This is a genomic window from Endozoicomonas sp. (assembly GCF_051008435.1).
GTDB lineage: Bacteria > Pseudomonadota > Gammaproteobacteria > Pseudomonadales > Endozoicomonadaceae > Endozoicomonas_A.
In genome coordinates, this window is the sequence record NZ_JBPCXO010000066.1 from 1 (window position 1) to 15,396 (window position 15,396).

The window sequence follows — 15,396 nt, forward strand, 5'->3', positions numbered from 1 at the left end:
ACGTTACAGCTCGACCTTAAACCCTACACAAGAGTGGCGTAAGACATACTCCGGTATGCAGCCGTGTTGACGGTGTAGATAAACCCAGAGAATCACTGATTGTCGCAGGTTTTTAGTAGCGGTTAACAATGGCGTATTTCCATACGCCATTGTTTTTCTGAAGAGCGTCCAGAGCGCAGTATTCCTTTTCTTCTTTCTTTCTAAACGCCATAGGGGTTATCGATAGCGTAACGCCAGATACCTTCTTCTTTTCGTAAAACCTCAAGGGCGTTGTATTCCAGCTCTTCTCCAGCCTCATTGGTCATTCTCCAGACCAGTTTTATCAATGCCGTATCACCTTTTTCAATGATGGTTCTATCAACGGGCTTCATGGTAGCTGCCACGGGAATAAAAACTTCCAGTTCTTTGATAATCTGCCTTCTTCCATGAACCGCTACCTGGCCGGCACCAGGATGAAAAACAGCATCCTCTGTGTACAGGTTGGCCAGTGCTTCCATATCCTGTTTGATCAGGGCATCGGCAAATGCCTGGTGGATATCTTCAGGTTTCATGAGTGAGTTCTCTCCCTACTGTTTTGCTCATTGTTGTAGTGATCCAGAACAGCTCTTTTCAGGATCTTGCCTGTAGCGCCTTTAGGCAGCTCCTGCCAGATATCCAAAGTTTTTGGGATTTTGAACCGCGCAATCTGTCCTTCACAAAAATCCTTGATGGCTTCAGAGCAGGTTTCATGGCCCGGTTTTAAAGTCACTACGGCATGAATTCGGTCTCCCCAGTGCGCATCGGGAATACCTACCACGCAGACTTCACTGACGTCAGGGTGTTCAGCCACTACCGCTTCCACTTCTGTTGGATAAACGTTGTAACCGCCGCTTTTCATACGAAATTCCACCCTATCGCCCAGGTAGACATAACCGTTCTCATCCTGTCTGGCAAAATCACCTGTATAGAGCCAGCCATCTTTAACGGTTTCAGCGTACTTTTCTGGCTGGTTCCAGTAGCCTGAAATGGTGAACTCACTGCGAATGACCAGTTCTCCCATCTCTCCTGTGGGAACTTCCAGTCCCTCTTCATCAACGATTCGAATATCGACCCAGGGTAGCGGCTTGCCTGCGGAGTTCAGTATGTCGGGTTGTCCATTAAGGGAGAGCTGATGATCGCAAGGCAGCAGCATGGTAGCCATTCCGGTTAATTCAGTGGTGCCAAACATTTGCAATAGTGGACAGCCAAAAGCGTCCATAGCCTGACGAATCATGGCTGGAGGCATGGGGGAGGCCCCATATCCCAGCAGCTGCATTGAGCTGAGATCAGTATTTTTCAATTCAGGGCTTTCCAGTAGGGAGGCCACCATAGTCGGTACCAGTACAGTCCTGGTGGTCTTTTCACGCTCTATCAGTTGCAGAGCTTTTTCAGCTTGCCATTCACCAACAATGACGCTGGTTGAACCATGAAAGATGTTTCTGAACAAATGCATGACAGGGACATCACCTGCAGGCATCGCATGGAGCCATACATCGTCGTGTGTTGCCCCTTCACAGAGAGAGGTATACAGGATGGAGTTCAGCAATTTCTGATGTTCATAGATGGCTCCTTTGGGCAGTCCTGTGGAGCCCGTTGTGTAACAGAGCATCAGTATTTCAGAGGGAGTCTGAGTAAAAGGACCTGAAGTGAATTCCTGCTGGATCAGAGTTTCATAATCCAGTTCACAGTCGTGTTGTTCACCGAGGCCAATCAGTTTTGGTTGGTGCTTGCTGATGGCCAAAGCTTCTTTCGCCTTGCACATGGCAGCGACAGGAACAATCAGGCAATCCGGTTGAGAGTCGTCAATCAGGTGAGCATTTTCAGGGGCGGACAGGCGAATATTCAAACCAACCCGAACGATTCCTGACTTGGCGCAGGCGATCAGCAGTTCTGCCACTTCGATACAGTCAGGAGCCAGCATCGCCACCCGGCTGTTTTGTGATATCCCCAAGTTTTTAAAGGCATGGGCCAGGGCGTCGGTGCGTTGGTCGAATGTTGCCCAGTTTATGCGACGATCAGATTCTACAAAGGCGTCGTGTTTGCCTCGATTTAGACCATTTCTTTGTGTCAGTTCGCCAAAAGTTAGCATGCTTCTACACCCTGCTCCCTGTGTTTTATTTTTTCAATTGATGTGATGACAGTTCTGCCTGTTGGGTTCGGGTCAGAATGTCCTGCTCACGGCTATCCCCGGAAAGTATTAGAAATACTGCATAAATAGAGCTTTAATGATCGTTCGTTCGGTTTTGATTATGCAGAAGCCTGCTTATTAAGACAAGGGAGAGGGGGAATCACCCTAAACACTTTCGGGCCATGGTGTCCGGTGTTAGGCTTAGCTCAGCTTTTCGACTTAAAGGCTTGGAGGTAAATCAATGAGCTGTCTTTTCTGCAAGATGGTGGAAGGGGAGATCCCCGTCGACAAGGTTTATGAAGACGACGATGTTCTTTCATTTAGGGACATTAATCCCCAAGGGCCTGTCCATATTCAGGTGATTCCCAAGAAGCACATCGCAACCTTGAATGATGCTGGTCCTGAAGATCAGGCGGTGCTGGGGAAAATGGCTCTGGTGGCCAGTCAGATCGCTAAAGAGGAAGGCTTTGCCGAAGACGGCTACAGAACGGTGATGAACTGCAACAGTCATGGCTGTCAGTCGGTTTATCACATTCACCTTCATTTGATTGGTGGTCGTCAGATGAGCTGGCCTCCAGGCTGAGTCAGCCTTTCTCAACGTTCAGGCATGGTTGATTCCTGCACCATGCCTTTTTATTAATACCGGTATTCGATTTCCTGCAGTTTTTTAGTCAGCTCCTGAAAAAGAGGGTTAGGTGTCCAGCTCTGCCATTGTGATTTTTTAAACTGATTAAGATCAAAGGCGATAGTGGGGCAGAAATAACCCGTGTTCAACACATAATATGTGCTTTCCAGGGCTTCCTCGTATTCACTATGGTTTTCAAATGTACAGGTCATACTGCCTGCTTCACAGAAGGTTCTAACGCCATCCAGGAGGATGTCCTGAGTACCGGCGAAGAATTCGAATTGATACGGTATCCCTTTTTTCCTGAGTACTCTGACAATATCGTCCATCAGGTTTCTGGTAGTCAGTGAATCATGGATTAGCTGGGTGAAAATCAGGGTCTTGCCATCCAGTTCAGCTAACGATGGTAATAATTGATCAAGAAAGCGATCGAGACCTTCCTTATCTCCGCTGGCAACATCCAATCTTGATAGCCCCTTCAATGGAACAGACGTGATCTGACTGGCATAACGCTCAGATGTCATCAGGTTATGAAGCAGGCCCGCCAGTACTGCGCTTTGCTCCCCAAACAGTAAAATTCTGTATTGCTCCTGGGGATACCGGGCAGAAAGGTCAACAGCGAAAAGACGCAGCCTGGTCAGAAATCCTTTTATGGTTCGGGTCGCAGAAAGGTATTTCAGGAAGCCCTTCTGATCTTCGTTCATGGAGGATTCTGCATACGCAATCGGATTGAAGAAAAGACAAAGAAACAGTGATAACGATATCCGCTTTTTCAATGCTTTGACCTCAATGAATGGATGCTAAAGGTGATGTCAGGTTAACCCCGCTGAGCTGTCTATGCTTTTCAGGTTCTATGAGACAGTAGATAAGAATTTCAAATACAACAATACTGATTTGAAATGACCAGCAGGAATAAAAGGTCAGCCAAAGCAGGGGAGGAGTCTCAGCAGATCAGCGTCTTGCTATAGGGGGGAGGGGTATTCCCGCCAAAGCGGGAATAATGAAGCATCAGGCTTCAATAATTTCATAACTGTGGGTGACTTCTACACCGCCTTTGCCCAGCATCAAGGCTACGGAACAATATTTGTCAGCAGACAGTTCTACCGCACGCTTTACGTGTGCTTCTTTCACGGCAGTGCCTTTTACGACAAAGTTCAGATGAATCTTGGTGAAGACTGCCGGTACAGCATCAGCACGTTCAGCTTGAATATCAACATGGCAATCCAGCACTTTCTGGCGAGACTTTTCCAGAATACCGATCACATCCACGGATGAACAACCACCGAGACCCATCAGGATCAGTTCCATCGGGCTGGGGGCGGATTTCACGCTTTTATCCGCATCCATGACAACTGAGTTGTTACTGTCAGTCAGGCCCAGAAATCGTTCCTGATCCACCCATTTGACTTGTGCTTTCATACGGCGTGTTTCCTTTCTTGAAGAGTGCTCTCATTGCATAACCCACAAGCTGCCAGAGGCGGGTCATTCTCATGTCATGAGAGTAGCCAGATAAACAAAGCCGCTATCTTACCTCAGCAACAGGAGGCGAGGCTAACCGGGATTCCCTTATGGTGGTATGGGTAGCAGAGACTGAAAGTGATCAATACCGTCGTGAAGAATATGAATCGGGTGGGTATCGGCAGAGGGAGGTATCAGGCCCTGTTGTTGAAGCCATTGGTTCAGTAGCGGGGTTTGACTCCAGGAATGAGCCCCAAAAGGATGGTTGATAATTTCACCACTGTGAAGGTTATGGGTATGAACATGAACAGGCTGTTGCAGAATCAATGCCATAAAAGGCGTAAAGGCAATATCCCCCCAATGGTGAGCGTGCCCGCCCTGGATAAACTGTTCGTTGGCCAGAAAATGATCCAGATGCTGAATAATGGTTTGCTGGTCGCCGGTGCCGAGAATAATGACGACATCACTAGCAAGAGCCGGATTCTCATCGAGCGCAGACCGCAGTTTTTTCAGCAGTGACCATAGCCTCTTTCTCAATTCCTGTTGCGTCATCTGTGTCTGGGCATTAACCAGCAGGGCTTCAAAATAACAGTTATGGTCCAGGTCAATTTCGATGAGAAAGAAGCCAAGCTGAGAAAACTTTTCTTTGAGCTTTTTCAATTGTGCTTCGCTGATGCAGGGACGTTCGATGAAATAGGTTCTTTTTTCGCCTGTCACCGAATTGCTGATCGTTATGCGGACCCGGCAATACTTTTCGGGACAACGACTCATTTTCAGCTTGGCCTTGTGGCCACGGGTTTGCGGGTGACGGAACGCCATGGAAATTTCAGGCCCGGTCGTGATTCTTATATCTTTGTCGGTTTCTGGTGGTTTGAAAGGGATTTCCGAGAACACCAGGGTAGCCAGAGCCATTAAAAGATCGTTGGGATTGAGGCCGTGATCGAAACGCTGTGTCTGAAACTGGTTTTCCAGCCACTTTAAGAAAGAGCTTTCTGTTGAGGAGGTTTTACTGAATTGTTCGCCAGTGGCGGTATCAAAAAAAGCGATGCATACCTTACCTCCGGGCTGTGTGATTATTGCTTCAGCAATAATATGCGGGTCGTCCTCATCTGACAGGATAAAAAAGGAAGAGGGCAGGGTTTTCAAATCAAATAAGAGGGCTGGTACCCAAGGGCTGAACACCAGCAAAAGAGTAACGATGAACCACCTTGGTATCTGACATTTCATGATTCATGCAACGGCTGAAATCATACAAAAACAGTGTGAGTAGAGTGTAAACCAAATGACAGTTCTCATTTATTTTATGATCAGCTTTCGACCTTAGCTGTGGATTAGCTCTCAAAAATGCCAACTCTTTCCTGTATTAACGAATTGAAACCAAAGTGCCTAGTGTTTACCGTACGCCGATCTGTTATCGTTGATTCAGATTGCTGTTTTTGGAAACGCGGGACATAGAAAAAGTCAGTATTTCCAATAACATCCGTAGTTCGTTACCTCCGCAGGGGGATGGCATCACGGAGGATGAACAGGTCGAAGAGTATTCAAAAAAACACTTCGGTCACTGTCTGGGATTGAGCAGGCTCTACACGGCTATGAGCAATGGGGAATGGATCATCTTCATTCAGGTGAAGCATTTTTCAGGACAATAACAACAGTATGTACAGACAGGAAAAATCAGCCGGGGAGTAGTAGTGACAATGCTGACGATAACCACACCAAAACCAAAGACCAGTTTGGACAGACTGCTGTCAGTAGCAAGACGCAGAACCTATCGGGCAAAAAGCACCATACTCTGTGCCGGAGATACCTCAGAATCACTCTATTACATCGTTAAGGGTACGGTTGCCATCGTTATCGAAGATGACGAAGGTAGAGAGATGATCGTAACTTACCTGAACACCGGAGAGTATTTTGGTGAAATGGGTTTGTTTGAAGGGGATCAGTCTGAGCGCAGTGCCTGGGTAAAGGCGAAAGGTCCCTGTGAAGTAGCAGAAATCAGTTATGACCATTTTCGCAGTTTAATTCGGGAAGAACCCGAGCTGCTTTTGTCATTGTCGGGACAACTGGTCAGCCGGCTTAAAGATACTACCCGTAAGGTAGGTGATCTGGCGTTTCTGGATGTCACTGGCAGGGTGGCCAGAACATTGCTGGACTTGTCCAAGCAACCCGATGCCATGACCCATCCTGATGGTATGCAGATCAAGATTACACGACAAGAAATAGGCCGTATTGTGGGTTGTTCCCGGGAGATGGTTGGTCGTGTTCTAAAAAATCTGGAGGCGCAGGGACTGGTCTCGGTCAAAGGGAAAACCATGGTTGTCTTTGGTACCCGCTGAACCTGATACATGATCACTAGACAATTAACAGTAGTCAGATTGAAAGCTGCTTACTGTTAATTGTGTGCTCATAACTTCAGGGCATAATCCATAAAAAATGCTGTTGTCACCTTTCCTCGTCAGTCCTGAATCCCAGTATAAACATTAAAAACGTTTACTCCTTTATGTTTCCGTTGCCTATGCTTTCCCTTCGTTCAGCAAAATCATCATGGATATGTTTGTCATAGCAAGGGTCTTCGAAAACAGATTAGTCCTGTTTCTGCTGTTTTCTGCTCTGTTTTCAAACTGTGTTGCAGCCTATGAAGTCTGTCCGCATTGCAAGCTTCCAATGGTGCCAACCGGATTGAATCAATATGAGTGCCATAACAGTCGGTGCCCTGGTCCTGATGGAGGCGTACAAAGTACTCCGCCTATGGAAGGGGAAGTGCACCCTCAGTGTGGTGATTGTACTATGCCCACTCTGGCTGGCGTGTGTCACTACAGTGGGTGTCTGGGAAAAGTGGTTTCTAAAAATGCTGTGAATCACAGGGGAAGTCCAACCTCCAAAGAAGGCAGATCTGAAACACCTATTCCCGCTGCTGGTCCTGAGAGAGATATTTCTGATGAAGTTCCTGTGCAAGATCACCCTCTGGTTAAGTTGAGTTTTTCTGACTTTATGATGGTGCTTCCTCCTGAAGACCGGCATAAATTTGATCCGTTTAGTGAGGTCAGTAGCAGCGATTTTCTGGCGGCTCTTAGACAGATCTTGGGCTTTACCCTGCCTATTGCTGCATTGACTGCCATGATCTATACGATCAGTAAGGCAGCAGGCCTCTTTCAACTGTCTTTTTCTATGGTGAATGCAGTAGCCTCAGTATCAGACCCTTCCAGAAAAACCTATCTTCGACGTTTGGCAAAGGACTTTGCCCAGTTCTGTCAAAGCCGCCCTGGAGGGAGTGTTCAGGATTTTGCTGAAGCCCATGCCAGTGATCACAGCCTGGGTGAGTGTCTATCTGAAAGCAGTGAGTCTGGTATGGAAATGGCTAATTCCCTGGAGATACATCTGCATGAAGGAAACACGGTTTTTCTCATATTGGATCTTCCTGATACCCATCTTTATCTTCTGTTAACTCCCGAGTTTGATGAGGTGGGTCTTGAGAACGTCATTGTGACATCTCAGTTTGTTGAGGAAATGAAGGTTGATGGCTGGCAAATCAGCAGTTTTTTGGATTTTCTCTGGAGTCAGCTCTCCAGCGGTGATTCAGGCAGCCGAATGCTGGCTATTCTGAGCCAGAGAACGATTGAAACCAGCACAGCTGAAACGAAAAGGCGTTGATGCAACAAGGTATGTTCAATCAACCCGCTTGGGCAATATTACTCAGACAGTCTTTGAGGGCGGTAAGCGATTGTTGTCGATTCTGGAGCTGAAAGATCAGCTCCTTAAATAGTGTTGGTGGTTTGTTATCTCATCAGGGTTCTTTGCCGTCTGATTGAGGGTCTGCTGCTGGCAAAGTCTCTGAGTTCCTTTTCATTCAAAATAAGTTGGCCAATACGATAACTGACAGGGCCATCTTGGGTTTTGGAAATGCTTCTCAGGGATAAGGGGATATGAATTTCATTATTAAGCCACTCGGTACTGCCAAAATCGAGGTACTCAACCTCCCCCAGTGATGCATTTTTTACAAGAAAGGCTTTTATTGTGTAGGAACTGGCTACCCGGATTCTTTTTTGGCTGAAGTCAGGCACCAGCAGGTTATTACCTAAACTCAGCGCCATGGCACCGAGGCACTGGGTTCCCCATAGACTTGCAACATCAGTGCCTATTGCTGGGTAGTTCCAGGGCATTTTAGTGGTTTTAAATTCGAATTCGCCATTGCGATAAACATATAGAAACTTCTTTGAAAAAAACGATGTCTACTCCGTTCTTACCATCAAGACAGCTCAGAGTGTATTGTCCTTTTTCCCGAGCGATAGAGTTTTCACTGAGGGAATACTCATAGGTGTCGGTCTGGTCCGGGTTTGGGAAGTAGTTATCATCAGGGCAGTAGCCCACGTTAATACAGAAACGACTGGGTGTCTGGTAGTTTCTGGCAACCCCTCTATCCCAGGCCTGCTGTTTACTTTCATCAAATGTCAACGTGTGTGGTGACTTGCCGGGAGACCACAGCGTCAATTGATAATCTGTCCGAATATAGTTTGACTTGTTATAGGGCAGGTTGACCTGACTGGATAAGAGAAACAATGGGGTACTGGTATTCGTAGGCAAACTCATCACAGCCATTGAGTAAGGAGTGCCGCCCTGGGGAGGGTAATGCCAGCTGTTGCTGTTGATATCGAAGATGGCTGAGCGTGTGCTTTTAATCTTGCTCTTACCGTCCCAGTTGTAAGTCATTCCGCTGATAAAACCGTACTCATCGACATGCAGTGCCCGGATGTGGGGGTTCTCCATGTTCTTCTGCCTTATGGTACTCAGTATGCTGTTTTTGGCATCAGGGTCTTTGAGGTTAATTGGGTGCATGTAGTCGAGAAGGAAGTAGGAGGATTCAGGGTTCTCAACATTGGCCAGCAGGGGAATAACGGTCATGCCGTCTTCAGCTTTACCCAGGCCAATATTAACCACCAGATATCGCTGATTCGTTGCCTTCTGGGTGATAAAGCCCGGAATAACAAAGTCTCTGTTTGTGCCTGGAAAGCTGGGGTTGCCATCTTAGACATCAAGCCCCTGGGGTAGATCAAAATACTGAAACGTGTAAGGGTGAACAATGGCTCCCCAGAGTGCTGACAACGTCAGCAACAGGCCTCTGAAAAATAGCTTCACTATGAACAATCTCAAGTTAGCAGTATTGCCAGTAACTATTGCAGATGGCCGCCAGGTCGCCATTGATTCTGAAAAAATTAGTTTGAGTCTGAATCATATGTTGATGAGTGATGACTCAGTCAGGCCACAATTTCATAAAAAATGCTACCATCCGTTTTTACTCGCCAGCCCAGTACCCCATTGTTGTGATAGCGCAGTGAACCTATGCCTCTGGCATTGATCAAATCCTGAACCATGGGTTGTGTATATCCAGCTTCATCAGTTGCACGGCTCAGCAAGAGGGTTTCATTTCCATGCCATTGCCACGGGACATTGAAGCGTGTGTAGGCTTTGCTTAAAACCGGCTGTTGTAGCTGTGCAGGAATCCAGTGGCCTCCACCGTCCGTACTGATATCTACTTTTTTTATTGCCCCCCGGCCACTCCAGGCCAGGCCGCTGATTTCGTGCCAGCCTTTCTCAATCTGACGGGGATAGGTCGGGGCGGTGATAACAGATCGGGTATCCATGATGAAGCTGAACTGACGAACACTGCCGTCTTTTAAAGGGTCCGTGTATTTTACGGTCTCTTCCCGGGTCATCCAGGGCTGATCACCTACCTCAAGACGGCGCAGCCATTTGACGCAACTGCTGCCTTCCCAACCAGGCAAAATCAGCCTTAATGGATATCCCTGCTCTGGTCGGATAGCTTCGCCATTCTGAGCGTAGGCAATGATGGCGTCATCCATTGCCTTGTCCACAGGAAGACTGCGAGTTAATAGGGCTGCATCTCCTCCTTCAGCCAGAATCCATTGAGCGTTATTTCTCAAGCCTGTTTCCCGTAGCAGGGTGGATAATTTAACGCCCGTCCACTCACTCTGGCTGGTCATTCCTGCTACCTGTTGCAGGGTGGTTTCAGGTCCTTTTTTGAAATAGTCCTGGCAGTTTCCGGCGCATTCTATGAAGCAGATTCGGGAGACGGATGGGAACCGTTTCAGATCACGGACTGATAATTTGAGAGGCTTTTCCACCAGACCGTGAATGTAAAGCGAGTGCTGTTCCGGGTTAATGTCAGGGATTCCGGAGTGATGCCGCTCGAAGTGGAGGTCAGAGGGGGTGATGATGCCATGGAGATCCTGTAGAGGAGTGAGTGCATGGGTCTGCATCTGACCATAAAGCGTTTTCTGCAGGTTCTCGTGAGAGGAGCGGGTGCCTGTTGTTCGTGCAGGTGGGCCAAGGTAACGTGTTTCTGCGAGGCTCGAATTTGTGAGTAAGGAGGTGGTTCCCAGAGCCGTCATACTTTTCAGAAAGTGTCTGCGTTTCATCTTGCTCTCTCGTTAAAGAACCCGGCCATTCCCGGTTCGGTTATCGTTTTTAAAACGGTGTTGAGCTGGCATGGTGATTTCAGGCAGAGTGCTTGAGTTCAAAACCCTGTCTTCAGCAATGATCTGGTTCAGATAGAGCAGATAAGCTGTCAGGCTGTACGTTTCATTATTAGTCAGGCTACCCGGTAGGGTGTATGGCATCGTCCTGCGAATATAATCGAACAGTGTTGTGGCGTAGGGCCAATAATTTCCAATGGTTTTTTTGGGTGCGCCTTTTTCTGCAAAGGGAAAACCACCATCCTGCAAAGTGCCTGCGAGTTTGTCGTTAATGCCACCTTCTCCCTTCAGTCCATGACACTGCTGACACTTCATTTCATAAATGGCTTTGCCTTCAAGGGCTGAACCCTGTCCTTCTGGTAATCCTTTCCCGTCCGGTCTAATGGCTGTGTCTATTGCTTCCAGCTCGGCTTCGGTGGGTTTGGTGCCCAGCCCAAATGATTCCGGGTGTTCATGCAAAGAGTTACTCTCCTGTGCCTCTGCAACGACGGAGCGACAGAAAAAGAAGAGCAGGATCATCAAGCCTGAAGCGATTCTGGCGACTCGACAGAACTTCGTTGACATACCGTATTTCCGAAAAATACAAACTTCAAAGGATAGTCGTATTTAACAGTCTGAATTCTTGTCTCTATCGGTTCGTATGGCTAACTCGATTCAGAGAAAGTTATGAGTTGAACTATTATTGAAATATTGACTTTATAGACCATTCTTCAGAAGTCTTTTTTTTTAACCATATGGTAAAAAAATGTTCCTGAAGCTTTCCAGATTTTTTGCAATTGCACTTACATTGTTGTTTATTTCGTTCTATTCGCTGGCTTCGAAGGACGACGGCGGAGAAAGAGCGGACCAGCAATTTCTGGATAGTCACCAGTACACCATAAATGGCATCAAACGGTATGAGCAGATATTTGGCAAGGGCTTTATCAGTACCGGTGGGCTGGAGTCTACACGGCAGTTGACCGTTCTTTTGGACCTTAAAAAAGGTCAGAAAGTTCTGGATATTGGCAGTGGGATTGGTGGCAGTGCCTTCTACATGGCCAAAACTTACGGTGTTGAAGTCACGGGTATCGACCTGTCACAGAATATGGTGGAGATAGCGAAGAAACAGGAAGAGCAGAAAACTCTGCCGGTTCACTTTATTCATGGTGACATCATGACCCTGGATCTGGCTCCGGATTCCTTTGATGTTATTTACAGTCGTGACACCTTGCTGCACATCAAGAACAAGGAAGCGCTGTTTAAAAAGATGTACACCTGGTTAAAGCCAGGCGGGCAATTTCTGATCAGTGATTATTGTGTGGGTGATAAAGAGTTATCCGAGAAAACCAGAGAGTACATCAAGCAACGAGATTATCATCTGACGGATGTTCAGTCCTACAGAGACCTGCTGGAAAAAGCGGGCTTTATTGATGTTGCGGGTGAATCCCGGGATCAGCAGTTTCTGGACATATTGAATCGAGAGCTGGCCCGTTTCAAAAATAATAAAGAGCACTTTCTGAAAGAATTTTCCGCTCAGGATTATCAGGATCTGGTGAATGGCTGGTCCAGAAAAATCGAACGGGTTCAGTCCGGTGATCAGACCTGGGCAGTCTTTGCCGGGCAAAAAGCCGCCTCTGTCCATTGATTTGCGTACTTGTCTATTGATCCGGTGATTTTCTGTGAATTCTACAAATCAGGGCTTTGGCCTGTTCAGTGCTGTGATGCTGGTGATCGCTAATGTAATAGGAGCCGGTACATTTACATTGACCGGGCTAATGTTAGCCGAGGCGGGTCATCCTGTACTGGTGATCGCTGTCTGGGTACTGGGAGGCATCATCATGTTGTCCGGTGCCGTCTGTTATGGTGCTATGGCCACGGCAATCCCCGAATCGGGTGGGGAGTACCTTTTCCTCTCCCGAACGCTTCACCCATTTTTTGGTTGCCTGGCCGGCTGGGTGTCGCTGATGGTCGGGTTTACTGCCCCCATAGCACTGTGTGCTTATGGGTTGGGCCTGACGTTTAGTGTCTGGACAGGGCTCTCGGTAGAGTGGGTGGGTACCATTATGATCCTTGTTTTTATGGGGGCTCACTGTATCCATATGCCGACTGGGCTCAAACTGCAGAACTCGGTCATCCTGATAAAAATCATTCTTATTGTGGCTTTTGTCGGAGTGGCTTGTTCAGAGATCAATTTCAATAATCTGAAAGTGGATGACAGTGTTGTCAGTCAATTCAGCATGGACGCTCTCTCGCTCTGTCTTATCTGGACCTTTTTTGGGTACTCCGGCTGGAATGCCATTATCTATGTGGCCGGGGAGATTCGGGCACCCCATAAAAATCTGATGAAGGCGACCGTGATTGGCTCTTTGTGCGTCTTTCTGATTTATCTGGCTTTGAATCTGGTGATTGTCAGCAGCCAGGATCTATCGCTCTTAAACGGGAGAATAGATGTCGTTGTTCAGGCAGCTGAACAGTTATCCAATCCTCTAGGCCTCAAGATTGCACTGGTAGTGATCAATCTGTCGCTGATTACGTCGCTGTCTGCCATGATTATGATGGGGCCCAGGATCTACAGCAAAATGGCTGACGATGGTTATTTACCTGCTTTTTTATCCTGTCGGGATGGGAGCTATCTCAATGCCATTCTGTTTCAGGCGGCTCTGGCCATTGTATTCTTATGGCTGGGCTCCTGTGAATGGCTGATGACGTGTATTGGTTACATGCTGGGACTTTGCTCTGCCTTGTGTATCACTTCTCTGGTGCGACTCAAGCTCAGCAATAAATCACTACTGATTCCATTCTGGCCATTTGCTCCGGCTTTCTTCCTGCTGGCCGTTGTATTGACGACAGTGTATGTCGTTTTCAACAATCCCTGGCATTCTCTGATGGGGTTGTTAGTGATTGTTCCGGCAGCCTATTGCTGGTGGGCCGGTAGAAACATAACCGATGGGAATGTTAAATAAGCTTTTTGGAACAAAACCGAAAAATATCATTTTTTCGGACGGCGCATGAAGTAAACCGGAATAAGCATAGCTATATTGCTCAGTCACACACTTGTTTTTGCTGGAGTTGGCAATCATGTTAAATGGAGTTGGCAATCATGTTCAATAAAGTCTCTGGACTGTCTGGCATAGTGGTAGTGACTGCACTGCTTTCTGCCTGCTCATCCAATGACAGCTTTACGGTCACAATGAATCAGGTCTCTCCTTCCGGTGTCGGTGCTGAATTGGGAACCATTACCCTGTCAGACGCTGCCGGAGGTGGGGTTGAATTTACCCCCAATCTTCATGATCTGGTGCCCGGAGAGCATGGTTTCCATGTCCATGAGAATCCCAGCTGCGATCCTGGTTCAAAAAATGGTGTGATGGTGGCAGCACTGGCTGCAGGTGGGCACCTGGATCCGGATAAGACAGACAAGCATGAAGGGCCTGATGGCACAGGGCATCTGGGCGATCTGCCCCGTTTAACAGTAAACGACAAAGGGTTTTCCACTGTACCTGTGGTGGCTAAGCGGCTGAAACTGTCTGATTTGAAAGGACGGGCTCTGATTATCCATTCCGGCGGAGATAATTATACCGACAACCCACCCATGGGTGGCGGGGGTTCCAGAATCGCCTGCGGAGTAATCAAGTGAGAAGTTCGTAGAATACAGAAGGGCAGTGGTCAGTATCTTGTGCATAGCTTTCGCTAATTTTTTGGGGCGGCAACAGTGATCCTGTGTCCTTTGGAGGAGAAGTTACGATGTTTGTCAACAGAGATGGCGGGTGTAAAATACTACCGTAACCTTTACCACTCCTTGACTATCAAATAGGTTTGTTATTGACATGCATAAGTACTTCGAAAAAGAGCTTTGCGATGAGCATAAAGGCTTCCGGAAACAGGAAGGCCTTCCTTCTTGGTACACGGCTGGCCTGTTGTCCGATGACAAAGGATTGGTTTTAACCAACCATCAGATTATTTGTCTGGTGCAGGGAGACAACTGAACAAAATGACTAATAATATTTTGTATTTTTGGGATGAACTACAAGGAAGTTTTGTTTGAGTAAGAAGTTATTTTTAGTATTGGGTAACGGCTTTACCATAGATTTTTAAGCCATATTGGCCGTCTCAGTGATATTGATGTTATTAATCTTTTTCGGAGAGGCACAGAGGTACCCTGGGCTGCAACTGGAGTGCCGGGCTTTTTGTCGTTTAAACATTGTCCTAACTTATGGAATTTAGAGATCACCTCTTTTATGAAGTCTTTGGAGGTTTCGTATGATACCTATAGTGTTGGAGGGGTTTCTCATTTATACGGACTTTGGTGCTTTTCAGACTTCTGTGTGAGAAACAAAATACTTCAAGAGGCCGTCAAGGTTGGTCTGCAGGAGTTTTACAATAATCTTCGTGCTCATAAATCATCAAATCAGTATGTTGAATCTTATAGTAAGAGCATGTCATCAAGAACAAAAGATAAGAGGCAAAGAAAGCGCAGGTTCGAAGCTCTGATAGACTATCTCGGTCTTCGCTGAGTTTTTTTATATAGTTGAAGCCGATATAATTTAGTTTTTGGATATATCACAGGATACTTGATCCTTAAGTCCCGCTTAACTTTGAGGTAATGAGCGAGCAGGCTGTACTTTTGGTAAGAGAGTACAGTTTTCATACACTTTGCAGTCTAATCTACAGCATCAGCTTGTGTTCATAATTGTTCCGCT

The 15,396-nt window shown here is 46.9% G+C and carries 16 protein-coding genes; 7 read left to right on the plus strand and 9 right to left on the minus strand.

What is annotated here, in order from left to right:
* Positions 1-200: 200 nt before the first annotated feature.
* Entirely contained in the window at positions 201-551 is a 351-nt protein-coding gene (locus tag ACR2PX_RS03100; protein ID WP_433997896.1) for a YybH family protein, read from the minus strand.
* Positions 548-2,107 carry a class I adenylate-forming enzyme family protein gene (locus ACR2PX_RS03105; protein WP_433997897.1) on the minus strand — a complete coding sequence of 520 codons (1,560 nt, stop codon included), beginning with the start codon at positions 2,105-2,107 and terminating at the stop codon, positions 548-550. The genes ACR2PX_RS03100 and ACR2PX_RS03105 overlap by 4 nt, the downstream gene beginning before the upstream one ends.
* Positions 2,108-2,387: 280 nt before the next feature.
* On the opposite strand from ACR2PX_RS03105, the gene ACR2PX_RS03110 reads away from it, so the two are divergent.
* Complete coding sequence (locus ACR2PX_RS03110) at positions 2,388-2,729, plus strand: histidine triad nucleotide-binding protein (RefSeq protein WP_433997898.1); 342 nt, start codon at positions 2,388-2,390, stop codon at positions 2,727-2,729.
* Positions 2,730-2,782: 53 nt separating this feature from the next.
* Here ACR2PX_RS03110 and ACR2PX_RS03115 read toward each other — a convergent pair whose 3' ends face one another.
* The 3 genes from ACR2PX_RS03115 to ACR2PX_RS03125 form a co-directional block, all read right to left on the minus strand.
* Entirely contained in the window at positions 2,783-3,475 is a 693-nt protein-coding gene (locus ACR2PX_RS03115) for a hypothetical protein (protein WP_433997899.1), read from the minus strand.
* 304 nt (positions 3,476-3,779) lie between these two features.
* Complete coding sequence (locus ACR2PX_RS03120; protein ID WP_433997900.1) at positions 3,780-4,190, minus strand: OsmC family protein; 411 nt, start codon at positions 4,188-4,190, stop codon at positions 3,780-3,782.
* A 147-nt stretch (positions 4,191-4,337) separates the two neighbouring features.
* Positions 4,338-5,456 (minus strand): hypothetical protein, encoded by a 1,119-nt coding sequence (locus ACR2PX_RS03125; protein WP_433997901.1) that lies wholly within the window; start codon positions 5,454-5,456, stop codon positions 4,338-4,340.
* A 470-nt stretch (positions 5,457-5,926) separates the two neighbouring features.
* On the opposite strand from ACR2PX_RS03125, the gene crp reads away from it, so the two are divergent.
* The gene (gene crp, locus ACR2PX_RS03130) at positions 5,927-6,565 is read left to right on the plus strand and encodes a cAMP-activated global transcriptional regulator CRP (RefSeq protein WP_433997902.1); all 639 of its coding nucleotides are present in this window, start codon (positions 5,927-5,929) and stop codon (positions 6,563-6,565) included.
* Positions 6,566-6,773: 208 nt separating this feature from the next.
* Positions 6,774-7,880 (plus strand): hypothetical protein, encoded by a 1,107-nt coding sequence (locus ACR2PX_RS03135; protein WP_433997903.1) that lies wholly within the window; start codon positions 6,774-6,776, stop codon positions 7,878-7,880.
* Between the two features lie 125 nt (positions 7,881-8,005).
* Here ACR2PX_RS03135 and ACR2PX_RS03140 read toward each other — a convergent pair whose 3' ends face one another.
* From ACR2PX_RS03140 to ACR2PX_RS03155, 4 genes are all read right to left on the minus strand, one after another.
* Positions 8,006-8,320, minus strand: a complete 315-nt coding sequence (locus tag ACR2PX_RS03140) for a hypothetical protein (RefSeq protein ID WP_433997904.1) — start codon at positions 8,318-8,320, stop codon at positions 8,006-8,008.
* Between the two features lie 79 nt (positions 8,321-8,399).
* Positions 8,400-9,164, minus strand: coding sequence for a hypothetical protein (locus ACR2PX_RS03145; RefSeq protein WP_433997905.1), 765 nt, complete (start codon positions 9,162-9,164; stop codon positions 8,400-8,402).
* Positions 9,165-9,481: 317 nt separating this feature from the next.
* Positions 9,482-10,663 (minus strand): sulfite dehydrogenase, encoded by a 1,182-nt coding sequence (gene soxC / locus ACR2PX_RS03150; RefSeq protein WP_433997906.1) that lies wholly within the window; start codon positions 10,661-10,663, stop codon positions 9,482-9,484.
* Between the two features lie 12 nt (positions 10,664-10,675).
* A complete protein-coding gene (locus ACR2PX_RS03155; protein ID WP_433997907.1) occupies positions 10,676-11,284 on the minus strand; it encodes a c-type cytochrome in 609 nt (202 codons plus the stop codon).
* Between the two features lie 181 nt (positions 11,285-11,465).
* Here ACR2PX_RS03155 and ACR2PX_RS03160 point away from each other — a divergent pair, with 181 nt between their 5' ends.
* From ACR2PX_RS03160 to ACR2PX_RS03175, 4 genes are all read left to right on the plus strand, one after another.
* On the plus strand, positions 11,466-12,344 hold the full coding sequence (locus ACR2PX_RS03160) for a methyltransferase domain-containing protein (RefSeq protein WP_433997908.1): 879 nt from the start codon (positions 11,466-11,468) through the stop codon (positions 12,342-12,344).
* Between the two features lie 34 nt (positions 12,345-12,378).
* Complete coding sequence (locus tag ACR2PX_RS03165) at positions 12,379-13,662, plus strand: APC family permease (protein ID WP_433997909.1); 1,284 nt, start codon at positions 12,379-12,381, stop codon at positions 13,660-13,662.
* Positions 13,663-13,799: 137 nt separating this feature from the next.
* A complete protein-coding gene (gene sodC / locus ACR2PX_RS03170; protein WP_433997910.1) occupies positions 13,800-14,333 on the plus strand; it encodes a superoxide dismutase [Cu-Zn] SodC in 534 nt (177 codons plus the stop codon).
* 190 nt (positions 14,334-14,523) lie between these two features.
* The gene (locus ACR2PX_RS03175) at positions 14,524-14,682 is read left to right on the plus strand and encodes a hypothetical protein (protein WP_433997911.1); all 159 of its coding nucleotides are present in this window, start codon (positions 14,524-14,526) and stop codon (positions 14,680-14,682) included.
* Positions 14,683-15,396 lie beyond the last annotated feature (714 nt).